This window comes from Paraburkholderia sp. BR10936 (assembly GCF_040965735.1).
Taxonomy (GTDB): domain Bacteria; phylum Pseudomonadota; class Gammaproteobacteria; order Burkholderiales; family Burkholderiaceae; genus Paraburkholderia; species Paraburkholderia nodosa_A.
This window is the reverse complement of the sequence record NZ_JBFRCM010000020.1, coordinates 1-23,544: the sequence shown is the minus strand read 5'-3', so window position 1 is coordinate 23,544 and position 23,544 is coordinate 1. Positions and strand designations below refer to the sequence as shown.

Below are 23,544 nucleotides of genomic sequence, written 5' to 3'. Positions count from 1 at the left end.
CCAGCGTGCCGAGCATTGAAGCACATGCTTCAATGTTCGGCACGCATGGCGAATTCGAAGAAGCGTCGGACCGGCGTGTAACAGGTCGTTCGCAACGACGATCAACGGGCGTGACGCTTCGGCAGCATGCAAGCGATCAGCAGTCCGGCAATCGAACTGCAGGCGATGTAGACGAACACCGAAACATAGCCACTGTCGGCGGGAAACGACGCACCGTCATGTCCCCCCGTCGCGCCGCGTAACAGCACGAATACCACCTGGGCGCCTACCGCGAAGAAGCACGAGAAGAAGACGTAGAGCATGCCCGTTGCCTCGCCTGTCTGATGCGCAGGCGTCGTTTCCACGATCTGGTTGTACAGCGCCGTGCTCGCGAAGGCGAGCCCGAACGAGCACAGGACCGCGCCTGGAACGAAGAGCAGCAGGCTGCGATGAAGCGCGATCAGTGAGGCCCAGGCAAAGGCCAGGATGACCATGCCGATCAAGGCGGCGCGACGCGCCTTGTAGCGGGCCGCAACGCGGCCGCTCCACGGGCTCGCGACCATCGCGACGATGTTGACGCTGAACATCAGTAATCCGGCTGCTGTTGCACTCAGTCCGAATCCAGCGTGCGTGCCGGCAGGCTGCTGGGCGAGCAGCGAGAAAACCTGTCCCAGTTGCATGGCGCCTGCCGCGAGGAATGCCATGCAGGCATTCGCCAGGACGACCTCGCGCGTCTTCAGCAGACGCACGTTGATGAGCGGATGACGCGCCTTGAGCTGATGCCGCGCCCATAGTCCCAGCACGATCACGCCGCCGACGATCAAACCCCAAAGCCGCGCATCGCCGAGCCCCCACGCGCGGATCTGTTGCACCGCGAAGAGCATCGCGCAAAGTGCTGGAGCGAACGCAAGGCCTCGAAGGTAGTCGATCCGGACGCTGGGATGCTGTGGCGACGGCGGCGTCCATGCGCGTACGGCAGCGACTGCCATGATGCAAAGCGCGACTTTGAACCAAAAGCCGCCTTGCCAGGAATAGTGATCCACGACGACGCCCGCACAAATGTAGACCAGCCCCGCGGATACCATGCCTGCAGCACTGATCAGGCCCACGGCGCCAGGCAGCCTCGCTGGCGGCAGGTTCTCGCGGACCAGGCCGATGGAGAGCGGTGTAATGCCTGCCGCGATCGATTGCATCGCGCACCCGGCGACGAGCATGCCGACATGGGTTGCACAGGCGGCGACGACCGCGCCGGCGGCAGCGACCGACATCACCACGAGCAGGATGCGACGGTAGCCCAGCAGGTCACCGAGCCGCCCGCTCACCGCGGCAAAGACGGCCGAGCCGAGCCAGTATGCGGTAACCGTCCAGCTCACGGAGTTCGAAGCGGGAAAGGCTTTGTAGAGTGTGACCAGCACCGTATAGATAACGGTGATTCCCGACGAGGCGGCCACTGCGGCCAGCAGGATCGCCATCGTGAACCCGCGCGGCGGACCGGCTACGGGTTGTGCTCGGTGTGCCTGCTGCGAGAGGACTTCAACTTGCATGAGCGTCTCCGGTTGTATGTATCGTTTCGAGTATACTCATATGCGAACGATGTTCGTATTGATGTTTTTCGGAGGATGCCATGTGCGAGCTTCGGAAATCGCGACGGCGCCGATCGATATCAATTCGATATCGACGTTTCTGGGTTCGATATGAGAGTTTTTGGGCTGATGGCTTGAGCCGATACTTCTCTCAAGGGCGCACGTTGAGCAGCGCTCCCCCACAATCAGGAGAGAGTTCATGCAAGCGTACCAAGGGAAGATCTACGACGCGGACACGCACTTCTACGAAGTCGAGGACGCATACAGCCGCCATTTGCCCGAGAAGTTCAAGAAGGACTGGTCGTTCACCAGCCGTGTCACGGCCGACGGCAACCGCTGCATGTATGTCGGCGACCGCAAGGTGGAAATCAGCGAAGGCTACACCTCGGCCGAGGGGCACGTGCCGCCGCCGGGCAAGCTGCATGAATGGCTGCGCGCGATGAAGGACGGCAAGGACAACGTCGACATGCGTGTCGCCCCGACGCCGGACATGTTCAATCGCGACGCCCGCCTGAAGAAGATGGACGAATTCGGCGTGGAAGCCTGCACGATGTACATCGGCGAAATGGTCGCGTGCATTTCGTACCTCAACGAGCCTGCCGCCGCAAATGCCGTGTTGCATGCGTATAACCAGTGGATGCTCGACGACTGGGGCTTCAACTACAAGGACCGGATCTACACGACGCCGGTCGTCACGCTCGACGATCTCGACGCCGCCGTCGCCGAGGCAAAATGGCTGGTCGCGAACGGCGTCCGCGTAATCCTGATGCCGATGGGGCCGTTCAATGGCCGTGCGCCGGCGGACCCGTATTTCGATCCGTTCTGGTCGATCCTCAACGAAGCGGGCGTGCGTGTCACGTTCCACGTGTCGGAAGCGATCTACATGAAGGATCACATGGCGGTGTGGGGCGAGCCGGTGCAGCAGTCGCGCCAGCGTCAAACCGCCTTTGTCTGGATGCACGGTTACGGCGAGCGTCCGGTGATGGAAACGCTGTCGTCGTTCATCTTCTACAATTTCTTCGAGCGTTTCCCGCGCGTCAAGCTGTGCAGCGCGGAAAACGGTGCCGAATGGGTGCCGTCGCTGCTCGTGAAAATGGACAAGTGCCGGGGCATGGCGAAGAATGGTTACTGGCCGTGCGGTCAACTGAAGAAGCGCCCGAGCCAGATCTTCAAGGAAAACGTGTTTGTGGTCGCGTATCCCGAGGACGACATTGGCCAGATCATCGCGCAAACCGGATCGTCGGACTTTCTGTTGATGGGCTCCGACTATCCGCACGCGGAAGGCGTGCCGGAGCCGAAAGACTTCGCTGCGGAAGCGCTCAATGGGCTTGCCGAAGAAGACACGCGCAAGATCATGTACGACAACGGTCGCAGGTTCATTCCGCTGCAGGTGTAATCGAAGTCGCGCGGGGCGCCGGTGCAGCGGGAATCGCATCCGGCGTTTGCGCGGCGGCGCGACCCGTCGTCCCGCGCTGTCTCTTCTTGTGAACAGGTAAGCCATGAATATTTCGGACTATAAGGCGTTATTGCTCGAACGCGACGGCGGCGTCCTGACCGTCACGCTCAACCGCCCCGAAACGCTGAATGCGTTTGACGAGCAAATGGACATTGAGATGTCGCGGCTCTTTCTCGATGTCGCGGAGGACGGCGAGACCCGTGTTGTCGTGTTGACGGGCGCTGGGCGCGCATTCAGCGCGGGCGGTGATATCGAGCACATGCAGCAGGTCATCGACAACCCGGCGTTGTTTCTGGAAGGCATGCAGCGCGCCAAAAAAATCGTCTTCTCGATGCTCGATTGTCCGAAGCCGGTCATCGCGAAGATCAATGGTCATGCAATTGGTCTGGGCGCGACGATCGCGTTGTTCTCGGATCTGAGCTACGCGGCCAATCACGCGAAGATCGGCGATCCGCACGTGAAAGTCGGCTTCGTAGCGGGCGATGGCGGCGCGGTGATCTGGCCGCAGCTCGTCGGCTACGCGAAGGCCAAGGAATACCTCCTGACGGGTGACCTCCTCACCGCGGAAGAGGCGGCGCGTCTGGGGCTCATCAATCACGCCGTGCCGGCTGACGAACTCGATGCCGTTGTCGATGCCATGGCGAAGCGGCTGGCAAACGGAGCCGCGCGTGCGATTCAATGGACCAAGGCTTCAATCAACATCGGACTCAAGCAACTCGCGCATTCGATTCTCGATGCGTCGATCGGCTACGAGGCGCTGTCGAATTTGACTGAAGACCACCAGGAAGCGGTCAACGCGTTTCGCGAGAAACGTGAGCCGGTTTTCAAGGGACGTTGATTTTTCACGCCGACGCGGCGAGGGAGTGATCGGACATGCAACGGGTAGTGGTGGTAACCGGTGGCTTCGGCACATTGGGACGCGCGGTGGGCCGGGTATTTGCCGACAATGGCTGGAAGGTCGCGCTGATCGACAAGGCGCCTGCGCCGGACGGCGCGAGCGCGGAGCAGCTACACGCCTCCTGGTGGCGAGGCGGCGTGGAACTCACTGACCTGGACGCGGCGCGCGCGGCGTTTTCGGCGACTGTCGAGCAGCTTGGCAAGCTCGATGCCGTCGTCAACATAGCGGGCGGATTTCGCTGGGAAACACTGGCGGACGGCTCCCTCGAGACGTGGGATTTGATGTATCAGATGAACGTGCGGACGGCCGCTACGGCATCGAAAGCGGCGTTGGACTATCTTGCTGTCGGCGCGCACGGCGGTCGCATTGTCAACATTGGCGCTGGTGCCGCACTGAAGGCAGGTATGGGAATGGGTGCGTACACGGCGTCGAAGTCGGGAGTAATGCGTCTGACGGAGGCGCTAGCCGAAGAGCTCAAGGATCGGTCAATTACCGTGAATGCGATCCTGCCGGGTATTATCGACACGCCGCAAAACCGCAACGACATGCCCGATGCAGACTTTTCACGTTGGGTACGGCCCGAGGAAATCGCGAACGTGATTCTTTTTCTCGCTTCCGAAGCGGCGTCGGGGGTAACCGGTGCATTGATTCCGGTTACTGGGCGCACCTGAAGATTAACAGGCCACCAACAGCAGTTGACGCCTGATACAGGGGCGTCAACTGCAAAACTGCGTTTCAGGTGAGGCGCGCGAGCGAATCGTTGCTGAATCCGAGAAACGGCTCGCCCAGGCGGGCACGCCGGGCCCAGTTCGGGTCGTGCAGAAGCGAACGTCCTACGCCAACAAGGTCAAACTCGTTGCGCGAGAAACGATCCAGCAGTGGTGTCAGGTCGGGTTGCACCGATGTTTCGGCTCCGGCCATGGAATCGTAGTAACCCTTATTAATACCGATTCCGCCCACCGCCATAGCATACCGGCCGGTCACTTTCTTTACCCAGCCTGCGAGATTCATCTCCGAGCCCGGGAACTCCGCGCGATTGAAATAGCGCGTACTCGCCTCGAAGATGTCGACGCCAGCATCTGCGAGCGGTGCGAGGATCTGTTCGAGCTCGTGCGGATCGTTGGCGAGGCGCGCACGGAAATCCTGCTGTTTCCACTGTGAAAAGCGGAATGTAATCGGCATCGTATCGCCGATCGCTTCGCGTATCGCGCGCACGACTTCGGCGGCAAAGCGGCTGCGCGCCACGAGATCCTTACCCCATTTGTCCGTGCGTTGATTGGTCTCGGCCCAAAGGAACGCATCGATCAGATAGCCGTGCCCTCCGTGGATGGCAATGCCGTCGAATCCGGCGGTCTTCGCAAACGACGCGCTTCGACCGTAGGCGGCGATGACGTCCGCGATCTCGGTGTCGGTCATTGGGCGCGTTGGTGGCCTCACCCGCTCCATGTAGCCCGCGTTGAGAGAAGTCGTGCGTCCGGACGGCCCCCAGAGCCCCGATGGCCGTAGTGGCGCGGCGGCGGGGAAGGGCCCTGTGTTCGCCTCTTTCATCGGTCCCATGTGCCACAGTTGCGGAAAGATGACGCCGCCGCTCGCATGAACTTCATTCGTCACTCGCCGCCACGCGGCAACCGATTCTGCTCCGGCGAGTACGGGAATCGAATTCTCGCCGAGTCCGGCTTCGCCCAGGGCCGCCGGATGATCGACACCGACACCTTCCGTGATGATAAGGCCAGTCTCGCCCTGCGCGCGCCGCTTGTAGTAGGCGGCAACGTCACTGCCGGGCAGTCCATTGGGCGAAAAGCCGCGAGTCATGGGTGACATGACGATGCGGTTGGCAAGCGTGACGCCTCGAACAACGAGCGGCGTAAAGAGCGATCCGATGTCCATATTCATTCATATAATTGACTTGCGTGCGAATAATGATACGCTATCTCTCCCCCATGAAAAAGCATTTATTGGTGCCGGTCACCTACGGCGCGAAGAGGAGAGTGGCATTGGAACACGCACACGCACTGGCGGTAGAGGCGCTTGAAGAGAGCGAAGAAAAGCCCATTCCGGAGGGCTTTGCATTGATGCCGGAGTTTGGCCCCTTCCATCAGATGTTCGGTCCTACTTATTTTCGCAAGAGCGAGCGTGGACACGTCGTCGGTATGTACGTGCGCGAAGCGCATCGGAATCTCGGCCAGATGATGCACGGCGGCGCCGTTTGCATGCTGGCGGATACGGCCATTACGTGGGCGAGCAAGTATTCGCGTCAACCGGCCGTAAGGGTGTTGACGACGGGCCTGACGGTCAACTTCATGGGCAACGCTGAACCGGGCGACTGGGTGGAAGCCCATGTCGACGTTCTGCGCTCTGGGAAACGGGTGATTTTCTCGGACTGCCGGATCTGGGCCAATGCGAAGTGCATTGCCCAGGCATCCGGGCAGTTTCAGGTGATGGGGGAAGTCGGCAGCTAGTCTGCGGGCGAGGCAGGCGCGCGGCGAACGTTACTGCATTGCTCTCGCTCGAGCCTTATCGAGCGTTGCGCGATACTTCCAGGCGGTCAACAGGATCCGATGAATCCTCTCGGCCCTACGCTTGCGTTCAGCGCGCGTAGTCTGGATCGCAAGGTGCACTTCGGGGGCCCCAGTGACCAGCGTGAGAAGATCACGTGCCGCGTTCGCAGGATCGTCGATGTCGATCATTCCATTGGCCGCTGCCGCTTCCAGAACGGCCGTAAGCGGCTCCAGCATCGTCACCACGAACTGCAGAAACTGCCTTGCGACATCCGGAAAACGTATCGCCTCGCCAATGACCATGCGTGAAGTGTGAATGCTGTCCGGTATCGCCATGTGTTCGACGAGCGCATCGATCAGGGATGCCAGGCTGGTCGAAAAATCGCGGCCGGGCACCAGGTGCTGATCGATCTTGCCGCGCAGGTCGGACATGCCGCGCCAGACGATAGAGCGAAAAAGCTCTTCCTTCGTGCCGAACTGGCGGTAAACGGTAGTTTTGCTGACGCCGGCCAGTGACGCGATTTCATCGACCCTGGCGGCACCGAAACCTTCCCTCATGAAGACCGTTTTGGCGGCGTCGAGCAGGCGCTCGCGCAGCTGGACCGCGTCGTCGTGGGTGGGCCGGCCGGCCGTTCGAGGTTTGCCCGCCGCAGCGAGCCGCGAGGCTCCGTCGGGAGCCTGAACTGCCATAGGTTTGGACATCGTTGAGCTTTTGATGACGGAATTAGGGCATCAGTATACTCACGAGCGCCAGAGGGTGCCAATACTGGCCCCCTGGGCCCCGCAGTTGCTCGCGGCCGAAATCAAACGTTGATCATCCCACGCACATACGACTCCATCGTGCCCGCGCAAGAGAGCTTGTCTTCGCCTTCTTCGAGGTCGGCATAGCGGCCGACCCGCCTGACCAGTGGTCCCTGGAGGCCGTCGGTGTTCCCCGCCGGCGAGAAGTCCACCGTGACTTTGTCGCCAGTGATGAAGCCGCCCCAGTATCCCTCGGCAAGCAGGTCGAAAAACGCGAAACGGCCCTCGGCAATGCCGCGCCCATCCGACGGATTCAGTAGTTGCTCACCGGCTTTGTCGAGCACGAACGGAACGATCCAGGGGCAGATTGCGTAGCCCTGTGCCACCTCCGACCAGGGGCCGGTCCCGATCATTTCGGACATGCCATAGCTGTTCTGGACGTTCTCCGGGCGAATGCCATAGAAGCGTATGATCTGCTCCCGATAGTCGGTGGGTGCCGAGGTGCCCTTCAATCCGCCGCCGGTCGTGATCACCGTGTCGGGGTGGCAGATTCCATCGGCGATGCCGCGCTGGCGGGCGCGCTCAACGAGCGTCCAGTGTAGCGACCAGTTGCCCTGTACGAGAACGGGGACGTCGCGTTGCGCGACCAGCTTGTCGAGAAATCTGTCGATCATCGCGCCAGTATGGCGCTGGCGCGCCACCGCATGCTCCTGAAAAGCCGCGACTTCACTGGGTTTGGCGGAGCCGTCGGCGATTGCACGACGCATGCGGCCCATCGAGATCGTGGCGGAAGCAAGCACCGGTTCGTCGAACATCAGCGTGCTTTCGGCGCCAAGTCGTTTCGCAGCGCCGAGTACCGGTTCAATGTGACGGTGCGCGCCGGCAGGCGGCATCATCAGGAATACCGGGCGCTTGCCGAAATCTCGGCGGATCAGTTCGTTACCGTGAACGCCGAGTTTCACACACGACTCGGTGACGTTCTCGAGATCGGCTTGCGTCTGGTTGATGAAGCTGCATTTCCCTGATGTGCCGCTCGAGCTGAACACGTAGTGTCCCGCTTCGCGCAACCGGCCCATCCACGCGTCGACGTCTTCCACGCCCGTCATATCCACTTCGCTCACCGGGGTGCTGGAAAGCGTCTGCAGCCAGGCCGCCAGATGCTTCCAGCGGCCGTTGTCGATGAATTGCTCGGGGTAGCTCTTGTAAATCTGATGCGCGAACAGGAGAGGAACCATGTCCTCATGGCGGTTGATGGTTTCAACGCCCAGATCGTCCGCGCGGCGGCGCAGCAGCCTGATCTGGTTGCGGCGCCCGGCGAAACGCTCCTTCATGGCGGCGAGTTGAAGCTCGCGAAGGTTTTCAGGGTGATTGCGGAACGGATCGGCGTTATCGCGAAGCATTGCATAAAATGAGTCCAGTGCGGACATGTCGTCTCCCAGGCAACGAGCTTCTGCAGCGTTAGCGATCAAAGTCAGTGGAACTCGACACGTCGAGCCACGCTTCAAGATTGTCCTGTACGGACGCGAGCTTCTTTCGGACGACGTCGACGGCATCCGGGCCGAGCGGCAACCGCAACGGCGGGTTCTCCGCAGACACCGCGCGCACGACGGCGGCGGCGGCCTTGGCTGGATCTCCCGCCTGCGTGCCGTGGTAGCCACCCATCATCTGGCGCATCTTGCCCACCGTTTCAGCGTAGGCAGGCGATTCGATCTCGCTCCATTTCAGCGAGCCACCCGCGAAATTCGTGCGAAAACCGCCGGGTTCGACGATGGTCACGTGAATTCCAAACGGCTTCAGTTCTCGCGCGAGCGATTCGGACAGCCCTTCGATCGCGTGCTTCGACGCGCAATAGAAACTGCAACCCGCGATGCCGATCACTCCGGCCACCGAGGAAAAGTTCACGATATGCCCGCGCTTTCGCTCGCGAAAATGGGGCAGTGCGGCGCGGATCACGTTGACCGTGCCGAACACGTTGGTATCGAAGAGCTGACGCGCTTCCTTGTCGGAAACCTCTTCGAATGCGCCGAACAGACCGTAGCCGGCATTGTTCACGAGAACGTCGATGGCGCCCGCCCGGCCAATGGCCTGCTCGACGGTGCGGGGCACCGAAGCGGCGTCGGTGACGTCGAGCAACACGCCGTAGGCGCGCCCGGGCGCGAGATTCTCGAACGGCGCTATCTGCGTGTCGTTACGCACGGTGCCCACCACCTTGTCACCGCGTGCGAGGACCGCTTCCGCCAGGGACCGGCCGAAGCCGGACGAGACTCCCGTGATGAACCACACGGGCGGATTTGTCGTTTGCTCAGTCATTGTGGAGTAGGTCTACGTGATATTGAAAAGAATTGCCTCAATTGGCAATACGGGCTTCGGTCATATCCGCAATTTCTCCGCGGACATAGGCGTCGATCGTTCCGGCACACGAAAGCTTGTCGTCGCCGCCGGGCAGATCCTTGTAGCGCACCACGTCGCGTATGATGGGCGTTCGCACGCCGTCGATGCCATGGCCGAACTCCATGGTGACCTTGTCCCCGCTGATGACACCGCCCCAGCGGCCGTCGGCGAGCAGATCGATCATCGCAAGCCGTCCTTCGACGACACCTTTTCCGTCACGCGGATTCAGCAACTGCTCGCCGGCGGAATCGAGCACTAGAGGAACGAGCCACGGCGGTACCGTCCACGCCTTCGCTTCATGGAACCACGGGCAGAACCCCGATACTTCGCCCATGCCGTATCCATCGTTGAAATTGGTCGCGTTGAAATTGAAGAAGCGTTCGCACTGCTGCTGGAAATCTCCCGGCAAATTTGCACCCTTCTTGCCGCCGCCGATACTGATGATCGTGTCGGGGTGGAAGTCGCCATCGGGAATGCCTCGTTCGCGCGCCGTGGCTACGATCTGGTAGAGCATGCCCATCATGCCCATGATGAACATCGGTTCGTGGCGCCGCTCGAGCAACTCGTCGATGAAGTGCCGGAAGTCGGCTTGCACACGCTCGGTGCGTTCACGATTTTCGTTCTGGAAGGCTTCGATTTCGCTGGGCAACGCGGTGCCGTCCGCAATCGCTCGACGCATGCGCGCCATGCGTGTGGTCTGGGCGGCGCTTTGTGGCACGTCCGACATGTAGTGAATGTCGCCAGGCAACGCAATCGACTCGGCGAACTTCGCCATGCGCTCGGTGCCGGTGTAGGAACCGGAAGAGGGCGTCAAAAGGTACGCGGGATAACGGCGCGACCGCTCACGCATGGCGCTTGCCGCCCAGCGAATACCCTGGTCGAGCAGGCGCCAGCCGAGCTCACGGTCGGTTTCACTCTGGTAGATGAATGACTGCTTCCCCGAGGTGCCGCTCGAACTCATCACATAGTGGCCGTTGCGGCGCAACTCGTTGATCCAGTCGTCGAGATTGGCGACCTTACTGTAGTCGAGCCCATCGATCCTGTTCGTCGTAAGGGTCTGAAGCCATGCTGTGAGGTGACGCCATTTGCCGTTTTCGATGAACGAATCGGGATAGCTCTTGTAGACGGCGTCCGCGAATAACAGCGGAACAGCGTCGTCCAGCGTGCGAAGTTCCGTGACGCCGGCTTCGCTGGCCCGTTTGTCGAGAATGCGAATTTGTTGACGGCGCTGCGCGAAGCGCTCCCGTACGGCTTGCAGCTGCACGGTATGGAGGTTCTCGGGCGCGTTGCGAAAGGGGTCCTGCAGATCCGTGAATTGCAGGAGGGAGGAAAGGGCATGCATTATCGCGTCTCCTGCTGGTTCGGACCCGATTCCTCCGAGATCCATTTCATGAATCGGTGGATCGGAAACATGCCGTCATGGGGGTAGCCGCCAACGCCATCCGAAATCGATTCGCCCAAAGCGACCATGCGCTGCACGCCTGCGCACGCAAGGGCGTCGCGCACCTCGATTACCCGATGCGGCGGATAGATACCGACGGTCTGCGTCGCGACAGTCGCGTAGCGCGCTCCGTCGCGCAAGCTGCCCACGGGAATGACGTTGACTGTCTTGCAGATCGGATGGAAGTCAACCATTTCGTCCGAGCGCACGACGAGACCCTTGCCGTCGTAGCCACCGAACACGCGATAAAGCGGCTCCATTTCACGCAGCACGTCGACGGCTTCGCGAATGTCGCTCGGCACCAGCGGACCCTGGCCATCGCCATAACGGTAGTCCTCGCCGAGTGCGAGCGCGAGTTGCTCGCAGTAGCGGTCGGCGTCGTCTTCGTCGCCTTCGATGAACTGATAGCGGCTTGCGTTGCACGCATCCTGGTTGAACGACAGCACATCGGCGGCGCCCGCACGCGCGACCTCGCGCAGAACCTCGTTGGAGCTGAAGGCCTCGCGGCCGATCAGGGAGATCGACACCTTGGGATCAAAAGCAACCAGTTCCAGACCCGGCCCGGCGTAGCGCATGACGTGGCGTACCGCGCTCTCGCCGCCCCAAACGACGATCTTGTCGAAGTACTGCGGGCGATAAAGAATGGACTCGACGTTCTCGTCGCCTCCGCGCCAGTAGGCAGCGGAAAAGGACTGCGTGACGGGATGGTTCGGATCGATTTCGGCCATCGTGCGCAGAATCGCGGTGGCCGTAAACAGGTCGTTCGACGGCAGCTTGAGCAGATGCACACCTTTCGTCAGCGCGGCGCGCATGACGGTCATAGCCGCGACCATCGGTGAGTTGCCCGCCAGAATATGAACGAGCCTCGGCGGGAAGGCGCGCAGACGGCTAGGGCGGCCGCGCAGCGTGCGTTCTACCCAGCCGTCGACGAGCCTCGCGTCGCCAAGGCTCACACGCAACTCGTCGTCGATTACCTCGCGCAAAAACAGGTTAGGTATGTCCCGATAGCAGTTTTCGAGGATCCGGCGTCCCAGGGGACTAACCTTGATCATCGATTCGAGTGCGGCCTGCATGAGCGGATTGACGTCGAGATGCAGGCGGGGACCGAGCTCGACGAGAAAATCAATAATCTGCGCGACAGGCACATCGAACGCAGGACCCGACTCCGCACGCGGCCAGACGAGATCATCGAGTTCGATTCTGGGCGTGCAGAAACCCTGACCGAGATCTCGCGATACGTGCTTGATCGCGTTTCCGGTGATCATACGGCCGCGATAGACATGCGCAACCGGCAGCGGCGCAAAATCCGACGCTTGCGTCGATGTCTCGGCCGGTCGTGTGGTTGTTTCGGTGTGCTCCATGAACTGCTCCTTTTTCAATTGAGTCAAGCACTGAGCTTTTGCGGATTCGTCGCTCGATTCGGGCATGGACCTAGCCGTTCAGCTCAGGTTGACGATCATTCGCTCGAGAAGACGTTTGACGGTTGCGACTTCGTCCATCGTGAAGCCGTGAAGCTGGCGGTTGCTCGTTTCCACGATGTGCGGCAGGGTCTCGCGCAGCAATCCACGGCCGTCTGCCGTCAATGCGAGTTCGACGCTGCGTCTATCGGAAATGCTTCGGATTCGCTCGATCAATCCGCGCTTTTCGAGTGAATCGAGCTTCCGGGTCATTGCGCTGCTGTCCGCGAGAAGGATGCGGCAGAGAGCGGTGGGCGTGCGTGCGCGCTCGTCGTAGAGCGCTTTCAGGATGCCCCACTGGAGAGCGGAAAGTCCGCTGGCGGCAAGCTTCCGGTCGATTTCGTTGCCCAGCAGAAGGTGAACCAGATTCATCTTGAACGCCACGCTCTCTTCGGTTCGGTATTCCTCCGGGGCGAGCATTCTTGCTGGTGCGGCACCGGCGAAGTCATCGGCCAGTGTGGGTGAGTCAAGGAGATTCATCAGGTGCCTGCCAAAAAAGTATCTGCATCTGGAGGCAACTATATGCACGGCATTCAAAATATGCAACGCTCGACGAGGTGTGGTTTTCCCCATGTTGCGGTCGAACGACTCTGTGCGCGACGATGCGCACGCGGCTTGCCTATCTCAATCGCCAGGGGGAAATCTTGTCTGCATTAGCTGTGGTGAGTGACATGTCGTTGCCGGTCACGGTGGAAGGCGTAACCGCGGAGTGGCTCACGTCGGCACTCGCGTTTCGCTTCGCGGGCGTGGAAGTGACTTCGTGCAACCACCTGGCCGTGCTGCCTGGAACGTCGACGAAAGTGCGAGTGGCGCTCGAGTACAACGATGTGGGCAGGGAGATGGCGCTGCCTTCGCGCATGATCGTAAAAGGTGGCTTTCAGGATCACAGCGAGTTAATGCAGGACATGTACCGCAATGAAATGCGGTTCTATCGTGACGTTTTGCCATTCATAAATATGAACGCGCCGAACTGCTTTTATGCGGGCGCGGATCCCGATCGATGGCAATCTGTCGTCGTGATGGAAGACCTGGAGCAGCGCGAGGCTCGCTTTTGCAGGGCGCAGCGATCGCAACGCTACGAAGAGGTGGAGCGGCGGTTGAGTGCCATGGCGCGCTATCACGCGCAAACCTGGAACAGCGCCGAATTTGAAATGGGCGGCCGCTTTGATTGGGTGGGTGAGCGTTTTTCCGACTGGTCGCTGGAATATCAGAATCGCTATCTGGAACCGGATGTGTGGGCCCACTACGTCTCGCTTCCGCGAGGGGCCGCCGTGAGCCGGTACCTGCACGATCGTGAATGGATGGTGGCAGCGCTCGCAGACATTGCGAGCCAGCACAAAGGAAAGCCCGTGTGTCTCATTCATGGCGACACGCATCTGGGCAACCTGTTCGTCGAGCCAGACGGAACACCAGGCTTTTTCGATGCTCAGGTAAGCCGGGCGCCGTGGAGCCTGGAGGTTGCCTACCACATAGGCTGCGCGCTCGATGTCGAAGACCGTCGCGCGTGGGAGCGGCCGCTGCTCGAGCACTACTTGTCGCAATTGGCAACTGGCGGAGTCGAGGCACCCTCGTTCGACGAAGCGTGGGAAGACTATCGACGCGATCTCGCATACGGCTATTTCATCTTCGCCATCAACGAGACTCGCTTCCAGACGGAGGCGGTGAACACAGCCTACGCGGCGCGCTTTGGCGCGGCATTGGTGGATCACGCAAGAGTAGGGGCGGGTGATCGCAAAGGCCAATAATGCAACTATGTGTTGCATTATTGGTCTCGTGAGACTAAGCTTGGTCGAAAATGCCGACGCCAGCGCGCGTACGGACAGCCGCACAGGGCACAGGAGCGCGCGAATACTTTGAGTGGCGAGCAACTACATAATTCGACTACAGCATGCCTTCTCCAAAAGTTTTTTATCAGCGTTTGAGCGGCAAGATCGCGATCGTCACTGGCGCGGGGTCGCTCGGGCAAGGTTACGGCACGGGAAAGGCTATTGCCTGTCTTTTTGCGGCTGAGGGCGCATCCGTATGCCTCGTCGATCAGCAATACGAAAGGGCTGCCGAGACACTCGCATTGATTACCGAATCCGGCGGTCAGGGGTTCGTCTGTACGGGTGACATCACGGACGCAGCCGTGTGCGCGCGAATCGTCGAAGAGACCGTTGAGCGATATGGTGGCCTGGACATACTCGTGAACAACGTCGGAATTTCAGGCGCACCGGGACGGTTGCAGGATATCGACGAGGCGTCGTGGGACCGCGTGATGGACGTGAACCTGAAGAGCGCATTCCTGATGAGTCGCAGTGCAGTGCCAAAGATCGTGGCGCGCGGAGGCGGGGCAATCGTCAATATCAGTTCGGTTGCCGGCATACGCAGTCACGGGTCAGCCGCGTACGGTTCATCGAAGGCAGGCATGGTTGCGTTCACGCGCGAATTAGCGGTGATGTACGGCCGTGAACATGTGCGTGCCAACGCCATCGCGCCGGGGCACATCTTTACACCCATGGTGCAGAGCATGCTCAATGAGAAGGCGCGCGAGCGGCGCCGCAAGATCGCACCACTTCCGCTGGAAGGAGACGCGTGGGATGTTGCGTCTGCCGCGCTGTTTCTCGCCAGCGACGAGTCGCGGTTTATTACCGGCACATGCCTGCCGGTGGACGGCGGAGTGACGGAGATTGCGGCACTTGCTGCTTACGATCTCGTTGGACAGTAGTTGGGACACACTCGCTCGGCGCGTGCGCCGTTTATTGTGCTGCGCGCGCGAATTGAACATATCGCGCGAGTTTGCTCAGGCACCTGAGTGCACTTGATGAGGCACGCTGGGTCGATGTGGTTCAGGACGGCAACGGGGAGGCGCACTGTTCGAAGCGCGTGCATGCCGAAGCGCAATTCCTCGCGGGGTGCACCGCGTTGCATACACCGGCGATCCCTGAAGCAGACGACGCACAGGCCACCGCGTGGGCGCGCGAGCGGCCAGCCGAAGACGCGAGCGTCTATCTTATCGGGCAACGACTGCTTCGACTGTCGACGCACATCGACCGGGCGCTCAAAGAGGCAGCTGCAAGCCAGGGCGTTCTGGCTGCCGAATTGTTGCTGCCGGACCAACCGGTGGTTTCAGGGCCACCGTATATACAGTCGCCGACGCAGCTTCAGACGCCTCTGACGACGACACTTGGCGGCATCGCGAAGCGCGCAAACGTCGGAGCAGTTGGGCCTTGTGAAGCGAACGCCGGACCTGCGGACGGACGCCGAGTTCTCGTGCGAATAAAGCCGCGAGCGCGCAAATTCCTGGAGAACATTCTCCACACGTCGGGTCCCCTTGAGATGTTTCAGTGGTCGCCGCTCTGAGCCGCATTCACCATCTCTACCGTTCATATTGTTATACGTCATTCATTTATATATACTCCTCGCTGTCACCTACGGGAGATGCTGGAAGCGATTCCCGTGTTGATGGCGCCCTCGACGGGCGAGAGTCCAACGAGCATGGCGACGTTACGAGGCCAGGGAGAGAGCGGGGATGGCGGAAGGGAATCAGCAAGTGCATGGCCCACGCGAGTCGATGGAATACGACGTGGTGATCGTCGGCGGCGGTCCCGCCGGGCTGTCTGCTGCGATCCGCCTGAAGCAGCTGGCCGCGGAAAAAGGCACTGAAATCGGCGTCTGCGTGCTGGAGAAAGGCTCGGAAATCGGGGCGCATATCCTCTCGGGCGCGGTCATGGATCCGCGTGCCCTGAACGAGCTGATGCCAGACTGGAAAGAGCAAGGCGCACCGCTGAACGTGCCCGTGACCGAGGACAAGTTCCTTTTTCTTTCCGAAACGGGGGCTAAGGCTGTGCCGAACTGGGCGCTGCCCGACAACTTCAAGAACCACGGCAACTACGTCATCAGCCTCGCCAACGTCACGCGCTGGCTGGGCCAGCAGGCCGAGGCGCTGGGCGTGGAAATCTTCCCGGGCTTCCCCGCCGCCGAAGTGCTCTACAACGACGACGGCTCGGTCAAGGGCGTTGCCACCGGCAACATGGGTGTGGGCAAGGACGGCGAGCCCACCGAAAACTTCCAGCTCGGCATGGAGCTGCACGCCAAGTACACGCTGTTCTGCGAAGGCTGCCGCGGGCATCTGGGCCGTCAACTGAACGAGAAGTTCAAGCTCGGCAAGGATTCGGATCCGCAGGTCTACGGCATCGGCATCAAGGAGCTGTGGGAGATCGATCCCTCGAAGCATCAGCCCGGCCTCGTGATCCACACCGCCGGCTGGCCGCTCGAGTCGGACACGTACGGCGGCTCGTTCCTGTACCACATCGACAACAACCAGGTGATGGTGGGCTTTGTCGTCGGTCTTGCGTACCAGAACCCGTATCTCTCGCCGTTCGAGGAATTCCAGCGCTACAAGACGCACCCGGAAATCCGCAAGTACCTCGAAGGCGGCAAGCGCGTGTCGTATGGCGCGCGCGCGATCACGGCGGGCGGCCTGATGTCGCTGCCCAAGCTGGTGTTCCCGGGCGGCGCGCTCGTGGGCGACGACGCGGGCTTCCTGAACGCCTCGCGCATCAAGGGCAGCCACGCGGCGATCAAGACCGGCATGCTGGCCGCCGATGCGGCGTTCGAAGCCGTGCAGGCAGGCCGCCAGAGCGATGAACTCGCGGCTTACCCGGAAGCGTTCAAGCAGTCGTGGCTCCACACGGAACTGTACAAGGCGCGCAACTTCAAGCAGTGGATGAGCAAGGGCCTGTACCTGGGCACGCTGATGGTGGGCATCGAGCAGAAGCTGCTGGGCGGCAACGTGCCGTGGACGCTGCATCACCAGCATCGCGACCACGAGATGCTGAAACCCGCTTCGCAGTGCAAGCCGATCGAGTATCCGAAGCCCGACGGCAAGCTCACGTTCGACCGGCTCTCCTCGGTGTTCATCTCGAACACGAACCACGAAGAGAACCAGCCGGCGCACCTCACGCTCAAGGACATGACGGTGCCGGTCGGCATCAACCTCGCGACGTATGCAGGCCCAGAGGCACGCTTCTGTCCCGCAGGCGTGTACGAGTTCGTAAAAGACGATCAGGAAGAAGATCGTCTGCAGATCAACGCGCAGAACTGCGTGCATTGCAAGACCTGCGATATCAAGGACCCGACGCAGAACATCGTGTGGGTCACGCCCGAAGGCGGCGGCGGGCCGAACTATCCGAACATGTAAGCAGTACGTGGTTAAGTCTCAGAGGCAAGATCCAGCATGAAACTGATTCGGTCTGTCGAGGAACTGCGAGCTCAATTGCGCGGGCAAAACCGCACGGCATTCGTGCCGACAATGGGCAATCTGCACGAAGGACATCTGTCGCTGATTCGACTCGCACGACAGCATGGAGATCCCGTCATTACCAGCATTTTCGTGAATCCGCTGCAGTTTGGACCGGGTGAGGATTTCGAGCGTTATCCGAGAACGCTTGAGGCGGACCTGGAGAAGCTTCAGAAGGAGAGTGTCTACGTCGTCTTCGCCCCTACGGAACGGGACCTCTATCCGCAGCCGCAAGAATATCGCGTGCAGCCTCCAGGTGGGCTTGGCGACATGCTAGAGGGGGAGTTCCGGCCGGGCTTCTTTCAAGGCGTTTGCACGGTCGTAATGAAGTTGCTGTTATGCGCGCAGCCGCGCGTGACAGTGTTTGGAAAAAAGGACTATCAACAATTGATGATAGTTCGGGAAATGTGCAAACAGTTCGCAATGCCCACGGAGGTCGTGGCCGGCGACACCATCCGCGACATCGACGGACTTGCGCTGTCCTCTCGCAATCGCTTCCTGACGCCGGAGCAACGCGTGGAGGCCCCCACGCTATATCGGCTCCTCAACGGCGCGCGCGAGGACATTTTGAGCGGTCGACAGGATATCCAGCGAATCGAACGGCGCGTGTTCTCAACGCTGGTCGATCGCGGCTGGAAACCCGACTACATCTCGGTTCGAAAGCAGGCGGACTTGCGCTCTCCAATGGAGCAGGATGTCGTCGATCGAAAGCTCGTCGTGCTGGCGGCAGCGCGCCTCGGCAGTACACGCTTGATTGACAATCTTGAGATTTGAACCCTTGATGCTATGCCTTGCCACGGTGACTGGAGGGTAGGGCGAGAGCGCAACTCAAAGGCGCACCCTGCGCCTGCCTGACATTGGCGTTTCGTTATGACTGAACCAGCAATTCACGACGGCGGCTCTCGTAGGCGATCGGTGCTTGTGACCGGAGCGGGCCGGCGAATCGGTCGCGCGCTCGCCCTTGGCTTTGCCGCGCGAGGATGGGACGTTGCCTTGCACTATCACGAGTCGAAACGCGAAGCGCAAGAGGTTGTCGATCAGATCGCGGTGCGAGGCGGAAGGGCAATTTCCCTTTGCGCGGATCTTTCGAAAGAGGAACAGGTGAGGCAGCTTGTACCCGCGTGTGTGCAAGCATTCGGACGTCTCGATTGCGTCCTGAATTGCGCGTCGCGGTTCGAGGAAGATACGGCACAGACTTTTACCTACGATCTCCTGCTGGCGCTCATGAAGATCAACGTCGCTGCGCCGCTGGCTTTGGCGCGCGGACTCTACGACGCGATACCGGACTGTGCAGTTGCCGACGAGGCGCAGCGAGGCGTTGTCGTCAACGTTCTGGACCAGAAGCTTTACAACATGAATCCAGACTACATCTCCTATACCTTAACGAAAGCAGCGTTGGCGAATGCAACGATAGCGCTTGCGCAGGCGCTAGCGCCAAAGGTCAGAGTGGTCGGCCTGGCTCCCGGACTTACGCTTGTCTCCGGCGATCAAACGCAAGAGCAGTTTGAGACGGCTCACCGAATGACCCCGCTTCGGCGCGGCTCGCGGCTTGAAGACATCGTCGATGCAGCCGTCTATCTTGCCGAGGCACGTGGAGTGACCGGGACGACCTTGGTCGTCGACGGAGGTCAACATCTTGTATCCAGCCAGCGCGACGTGATGTTCGCGAATATTGGGTAGGCGCGCGGGACAAGACCTCACATCTCGCGGCGAACAGGGCGGATCAGGTGCAGCGCGACAAGAGAACGCGTGGAAGGCCGAGGGGACATGATGAAGCGAAAAGTACAGGGACTCGTAACGCGGGAAAAGATCCTCGACAGCGCGGAGATTTTATTTTTTGAACGTGGCGTCAGTGCTACGTCTCTTGAAGACATCGCTCACGCGGCTGGTATGACCAGAGGCGCAATCTATGGTCACTTCTCAAACAAATGGGCCCTCGTGACGGCTTTGTTCGAGCGATCAGCTTTGCCTCTGGACCCGTTCACAATTCCGCCCGAGAAGTCTAATGGGGCAACGCTTGGCGCCTTGCGTTCAAAACTTGAGAGGAGATTGGCCGACGTCCTTCACTCCGGCACACAACGGCGCCTGTACTCCATCGCATTCTCCACAGCAAAATCCGAAGGAGATACCGTTGTTTCCACATCGATGCTGGGGGAAGCTGCGCGAATCGCGCAGTCATCTATCGAGTCTGCGCTAAGGCTCGCAGCGGCAAATCGTGTGGCGACTGATCATGTCGACTACGCTGTGGAAGCGATATACATTCACTCACTATTGACGGGTTGCTTTCACCTGAGTTTGCTTATGTCATCGCATCAGGGCGCGGAGCAAGCCCTTGCGTCGGCTGTTGTGGGAAGGGCGCTTTCGACCCTGCTCTGACAATCCTGGCGGGCCGTTCTCTCACTACTTCTTCGAGCAGCAGAGCCGTTTGCCGGTCAACGATCGATGTGATCCAGCCGAGCCGATGTGTATCGATGGATTCCCACCCTAGAGAAAGCATCATCGATCGCCGTGTGAGGTGAATTGCTATGAGTTGACCGGTAATGGTTAGGACGCGCAATAAAGCCTCCTCGTCGCCGGCATCTCTGCCCATCAGGCGGGCAACTATTTCGCTGCACACAGGTATCAGGCGCGTCTGAAGACGATCGCGCAATTGAGCCTCGGGAAACTGGGGTCCCAGGGCCGCCTGTTCCCGCGCCATGAAGAGCCTCCAGCTATCGGGCTCAGCCGAGGTGAACAGGTATTGAGCAAGATGTTTCTGGATTTCACGGAACGCGCGGATTAATTGATCGTCGTCCCCGTCTTTATCAAGTACGGCCCGCGCCGCGTCGACGGGGCTGGCGAGGTGATCAGAAATCGTGGTGGCGATGTGATCGACACACGCCAGATACACGCCTTCCTTGTTCGAAAAGTAGTAGCGCAATGCGGGTGGATTGACACCTGCTAGCTCCGCTATGTCTCGCGTCGAGGCTCCTTCAAATCCGCGCAAACCGAAAAGTGTGAGTGCTGCGGCAATGATTCGGGATCGCGTTTCATTGCCGCATACATAGCCAGTCGCTGTTCCGGAACGCCCTCGACTCTTGGTCATTGCCACAAGTTATCAGTCTTGTAAAAGGAGCGGGAAGTAAATCGGCTTGATCCGTTGGCAATTGGCCGTGGGCAACAACCTCCGACAAGTCGATCTGAATGAATTCCAAAGACGGTACGCATATTCCAACCGCAATGATATAACCGGTTAAGCAACCCGGCCATTCTGCACCTGGTTTGAGCGGATTTGCGATATTGTAATAATAGAACGACATACACATAATCGCACCTAGGGCAAATCTCGACCCCGTTGGCTTTTCCCAAATTCGCCGTCCCAACCCGGGCGCTCACCCACAATATCTGAAGGACGCTTTGCGGCAGATTTGCGAGCGGAGCGTCACGGGCGCAGCGGTTCAGCCGAGCATGGCTAAAGCCGTCGTCAGAACGGCGCGTTTGAATGCCTTGGGACGCCGCGGTAAGGAAGAGAACGGACTCAGTACATGGCTATAGGCGACAGTCTTGCTGATGCCATTGGCGAGCATCGTAAACAGGATGTCGGGATCTTGCCGCGAAATCTCACCTGCGTCGATCGCATCGATGAGCAACGGCACGAACACATCATGAAACGGCCGCACCACCCGTTCGATCAGCAGGTTAAGGCGCTCTCCAGTTTCAGTTGCGGCAGTCGAAAAAAACATGCCAACGTCTGGCGTCAGAAACACCTGATCGATCAGGATCGACACGGCACCCTCGACGCGCGCTAGCGGTCCTGGACCTGTTATCTCCCGCAATGCGGCGGTCTTCGCGACCATGGGGGCCACTTCGTCGGCAATCTGGTCCACCACGGCAATCCAAAGCGCTTCCTTCGAGCCGTAGTGATGCGCGACCAGCGCGGGGTCGACACCCGATGCCCTGGCGATTTCCCGCACGCTAGTCGCCTCATAGCCGCTCCTCGCGAATGCCCCTCGGGCGCTGCGAAGCAATGCGTCGGCGCCGCCCGCGTCGCTGCACGCTGGACGGCCGCGCGACCGACGGGGCGTGGAAGTCGTCGTGGCGGACCGGGTTTGATCGTGAGCGTGTTTCATCGGCGACGACAGGTCGTGTTCAAGGAAAGCTCAGAATTTTAGCGGGTGCCGCACCGCGAATAGCAGCGGCACCGGTTTGACATGAACCCTTCGAAATCTTAGTATCGCATTTATTCATCACTCGTAGAATATTTAATCATGCGCCAGACCACCCGGATCGTCATCGTCGGCGGCGGTATCGCTGGACTTCTGCTTGCGACCAGGCTGGGCAACACGCTTGGCCGCAGCGGCCGCGCTCAGGTCACGTTGATCGACAAAAGCGCAACCCACATCTGGAAGCCCATGCTGCACACGATCGCGGCGGGCACGCGCGATGTCCAGCAACAGCAGGTCATCTATCTCGCCCACGCTCGCGACCACGGCTTCAACTATCAGCCAGGCGAGATGGAAGGCCTGGACCGCAATGCGCGCATCATAAAGCTGGCTGCGCTGCGTTCGAAGTCGGGTGAAATTGTGATCGGTCCGCGCACCGTCGAATACGACGTACTGATTCTTGCGCTGGGCAGTCGCGCCAACGACTTCGGCACCCCAGGCGTCCTCGATCATTGTCATTTCATTGACAGCCAGGCTCAGGCTGAAATCTTCAACGAAGCATTGCGAATCCGCATATTCCAGAGTGTTGTGACGAATAGCGCGTTGCGCGTGTCGATCGTCGGCGCTGGAGCGACTGGCGTCGAACTGGCAGCAGAATTGAGCCGCTTGCTCGAAGTGGCGTCGAGTTACGGCGACCCCGGCATCCGCTCACGTCTGAACCTCACCCTTTATGAAAGCGCACCGCGGGTACTGGCGGCGTTTCCGCCGGCGGTGTCGGAGTCCAGTGAGGCACAGTTACGGCATATTGGTTTCAAGGTGCGAACGGGCACGCGAGTGATCGCCGCCGAACCCGATGGACTCCGGTTGGGCGATGGCAGCCACCAACCGGCGGATTTGATGGTGTGGGCGGCGGGCGTGAAGGCCCCTGATTTTCCAGGCAAACTGGATGGGATCGAGATCAATCGTTCCAATCAGATCGCCGTCAGGCCAACCCTGCAGGCGCAGGACGACGACACACTATTCGCGCTCGGCGATTGCTCGACGTTGACGCTCGCCGGCAATGAACGTCCTCTCGCACCCACGGCGCAAGTCGCCACGCAGCAGGCACAACATCTCGCCAGGCACTTGCCGGGCTGGCTCGGCGGCGGCTCGTTGCCCGACTTTGCATTTCACGACTTCGGCGCGCTGGTATCGCTGAGCGACTACAACGCCTTTGGGACGCTCGGGCAGTTCGGGTTCTTCCGAGGCGGGTTCATCAAGGGCCGATTCGCGCAACTCAGTCATGCCATGCTCTACCGGCAACATCAGCAGGCTTTGCACGGTTTTGGCAAGGCCATGATGCTGTGGACCGCCGAGCAGATCAACGGCCTCGTGCAGCCGAAGATACGGTTGACCTGAACGCCACGCCACTCTCGACTGGATAAATGTGTGATGGCCGATCGCGCGGCAGCGCACTGTCGCGAAACAGGCGGGCAGCGATGACGCCAGTGACCAGTCCGGGCATCACGAGATCGCTCAGGCATCGCTGCAAATCCAGCAGTGAATCAGCAGCATGCTGTTGCTGAACCAGCAACACGCATGCGGTTTTCCCGACCTGCGCACACCTGATCCCCGGCCAACGATTGGCATGGCTTCTGCTTTATCGGTAAGGAACGAGGCCCGAACACGGGCCACCCA

Annotated in this window: 22 protein-coding genes; 12 read left to right on the top strand and 10 right to left on the bottom strand. The window is 60.3% G+C overall.

Going from position 1 to position 23,544, the window contains the following annotated elements:
- Positions 1-101: 101 nt before the first annotated feature.
- Positions 102-1,523, bottom strand: a complete 1,422-nt coding sequence (locus AB4Y36_RS32400; protein WP_368685173.1) for an MFS transporter — start codon at positions 1,521-1,523, stop codon at positions 102-104.
- A gap of 238 nt (positions 1,524-1,761) precedes the next feature.
- On the opposite strand from AB4Y36_RS32400, the gene AB4Y36_RS32395 reads away from it, so the two are divergent.
- The 3 genes from AB4Y36_RS32395 to AB4Y36_RS32385 all read left to right on the top strand — a co-directional run bounded on the left by AB4Y36_RS32395 (position 1,762) and on the right by AB4Y36_RS32385 (position 4,587).
- The gene (locus tag AB4Y36_RS32395) at positions 1,762-2,958 is read left to right on the top strand and encodes an amidohydrolase family protein (RefSeq protein ID WP_069268775.1); all 1,197 of its coding nucleotides are present in this window, start codon (positions 1,762-1,764) and stop codon (positions 2,956-2,958) included.
- A gap of 103 nt (positions 2,959-3,061) precedes the next feature.
- Complete coding sequence (locus AB4Y36_RS32390; protein WP_368685172.1) at positions 3,062-3,856, top strand: enoyl-CoA hydratase/isomerase family protein; 795 nt, start codon at positions 3,062-3,064, stop codon at positions 3,854-3,856.
- 35 nt (positions 3,857-3,891) lie between these two features.
- Entirely contained in the window at positions 3,892-4,587 is a 696-nt protein-coding gene (locus AB4Y36_RS32385) for an SDR family NAD(P)-dependent oxidoreductase (protein ID WP_368685171.1), read from the top strand.
- A gap of 64 nt (positions 4,588-4,651) precedes the next feature.
- On the opposite strand, the gene AB4Y36_RS32380 is transcribed toward AB4Y36_RS32385, so the two are convergent.
- The gene (locus AB4Y36_RS32380; protein WP_141710899.1) at positions 4,652-5,803 is read right to left on the bottom strand and encodes an NADH:flavin oxidoreductase; all 1,152 of its coding nucleotides are present in this window, start codon (positions 5,801-5,803) and stop codon (positions 4,652-4,654) included.
- A gap of 32 nt (positions 5,804-5,835) precedes the next feature.
- On the opposite strand from AB4Y36_RS32380, the gene AB4Y36_RS32375 reads away from it, so the two are divergent.
- Positions 5,836-6,375: a PaaI family thioesterase gene (locus AB4Y36_RS32375; RefSeq protein WP_368685170.1), complete on the top strand. Its 540-nt coding sequence runs from the start codon at positions 5,836-5,838 to the stop codon at positions 6,373-6,375.
- 30 nt (positions 6,376-6,405) lie between these two features.
- On the opposite strand, the gene AB4Y36_RS32370 is transcribed toward AB4Y36_RS32375, so the two are convergent.
- The 6 genes from AB4Y36_RS32370 to AB4Y36_RS32345 all read right to left on the bottom strand — a co-directional run bounded on the left by AB4Y36_RS32370 (position 6,406) and on the right by AB4Y36_RS32345 (position 13,017).
- On the bottom strand, positions 6,406-7,116 hold the full coding sequence (locus AB4Y36_RS32370; protein ID WP_069268771.1) for a TetR/AcrR family transcriptional regulator: 711 nt from the start codon (positions 7,114-7,116) through the stop codon (positions 6,406-6,408).
- A gap of 101 nt (positions 7,117-7,217) precedes the next feature.
- Positions 7,218-8,660 carry a hypothetical protein gene (locus AB4Y36_RS32365; protein WP_368685169.1) on the bottom strand — a complete coding sequence of 481 codons (1,443 nt, stop codon included), beginning with the start codon at positions 8,658-8,660 and terminating at the stop codon, positions 7,218-7,220.
- Entirely contained in the window at positions 8,614-9,465 is an 852-nt protein-coding gene (locus AB4Y36_RS32360) for an oxidoreductase (RefSeq protein WP_368685168.1), read from the bottom strand. The genes AB4Y36_RS32365 and AB4Y36_RS32360 overlap by 47 nt, the downstream gene beginning before the upstream one ends.
- A gap of 37 nt (positions 9,466-9,502) precedes the next feature.
- Entirely contained in the window at positions 9,503-10,888 is a 1,386-nt protein-coding gene (locus AB4Y36_RS32355; RefSeq protein ID WP_368685167.1) for a hypothetical protein, read from the bottom strand.
- Positions 10,888-12,348: an acyl-CoA reductase gene (locus AB4Y36_RS32350; RefSeq protein ID WP_368685166.1), complete on the bottom strand. Its 1,461-nt coding sequence runs from the start codon at positions 12,346-12,348 to the stop codon at positions 10,888-10,890. Before AB4Y36_RS32350 ends, AB4Y36_RS32355 begins: the two co-directional genes overlap by 1 nt.
- Before the next feature lie 78 nt (positions 12,349-12,426).
- Entirely contained in the window at positions 12,427-13,017 is a 591-nt protein-coding gene (locus AB4Y36_RS32345; RefSeq protein WP_342947407.1) for a MarR family transcriptional regulator, read from the bottom strand.
- 29 nt (positions 13,018-13,046) lie between these two features.
- Here AB4Y36_RS32345 and AB4Y36_RS32340 point away from each other — a divergent pair, with 29 nt between their 5' ends.
- From AB4Y36_RS32340 to AB4Y36_RS32310, 7 genes are all read left to right on the top strand, one after another.
- The gene (locus tag AB4Y36_RS32340; RefSeq protein ID WP_368685165.1) at positions 13,047-14,189 is read left to right on the top strand and encodes a phosphotransferase; all 1,143 of its coding nucleotides are present in this window, start codon (positions 13,047-13,049) and stop codon (positions 14,187-14,189) included.
- A gap of 143 nt (positions 14,190-14,332) precedes the next feature.
- Entirely contained in the window at positions 14,333-15,151 is an 819-nt protein-coding gene (locus tag AB4Y36_RS32335) for an SDR family NAD(P)-dependent oxidoreductase (RefSeq protein ID WP_368685164.1), read from the top strand.
- Between the two features lie 71 nt (positions 15,152-15,222).
- Positions 15,223-15,786: a hypothetical protein gene (locus tag AB4Y36_RS32330; RefSeq protein WP_368685163.1), complete on the top strand. Its 564-nt coding sequence runs from the start codon at positions 15,223-15,225 to the stop codon at positions 15,784-15,786.
- A gap of 169 nt (positions 15,787-15,955) precedes the next feature.
- On the top strand, positions 15,956-17,626 hold the full coding sequence (locus tag AB4Y36_RS32325) for an electron transfer flavoprotein-ubiquinone oxidoreductase (RefSeq protein WP_368685162.1): 1,671 nt from the start codon (positions 15,956-15,958) through the stop codon (positions 17,624-17,626).
- Positions 17,627-17,662: 36 nt separating this feature from the next.
- Positions 17,663-18,499 carry a pantoate--beta-alanine ligase gene (gene panC / locus AB4Y36_RS32320; RefSeq protein ID WP_069268761.1) on the top strand — a complete coding sequence of 279 codons (837 nt, stop codon included), beginning with the start codon at positions 17,663-17,665 and terminating at the stop codon, positions 18,497-18,499.
- 96 nt (positions 18,500-18,595) lie between these two features.
- Complete coding sequence (locus tag AB4Y36_RS32315) at positions 18,596-19,405, top strand: SDR family oxidoreductase (RefSeq protein ID WP_368685161.1); 810 nt, start codon at positions 18,596-18,598, stop codon at positions 19,403-19,405.
- Positions 19,406-19,492: 87 nt separating this feature from the next.
- Positions 19,493-20,101 carry a TetR family transcriptional regulator gene (locus tag AB4Y36_RS32310; RefSeq protein ID WP_368685160.1) on the top strand — a complete coding sequence of 203 codons (609 nt, stop codon included), beginning with the start codon at positions 19,493-19,495 and terminating at the stop codon, positions 20,099-20,101.
- Here the strand turns inward: AB4Y36_RS32310 and AB4Y36_RS32305 are convergent.
- Complete coding sequence (locus AB4Y36_RS32305) at positions 20,025-20,810, bottom strand: CerR family C-terminal domain-containing protein (RefSeq protein ID WP_368685159.1); 786 nt, start codon at positions 20,808-20,810, stop codon at positions 20,025-20,027. The two genes, AB4Y36_RS32310 and AB4Y36_RS32305, sit on opposite strands and share 77 nt — an antisense overlap.
- A gap of 352 nt (positions 20,811-21,162) precedes the next feature.
- Positions 21,163-21,834, bottom strand: coding sequence for a TetR/AcrR family transcriptional regulator (locus tag AB4Y36_RS32300; RefSeq protein ID WP_368685158.1), 672 nt, complete (start codon positions 21,832-21,834; stop codon positions 21,163-21,165).
- A gap of 138 nt (positions 21,835-21,972) precedes the next feature.
- Here AB4Y36_RS32300 and AB4Y36_RS32295 point away from each other — a divergent pair, with 138 nt between their 5' ends.
- Positions 21,973-23,265, top strand: a complete 1,293-nt coding sequence (locus AB4Y36_RS32295) for an NAD(P)/FAD-dependent oxidoreductase (RefSeq protein WP_368617243.1) — start codon at positions 21,973-21,975, stop codon at positions 23,263-23,265.
- The last annotated feature ends 279 nt before the right edge of the window (positions 23,266-23,544 follow it).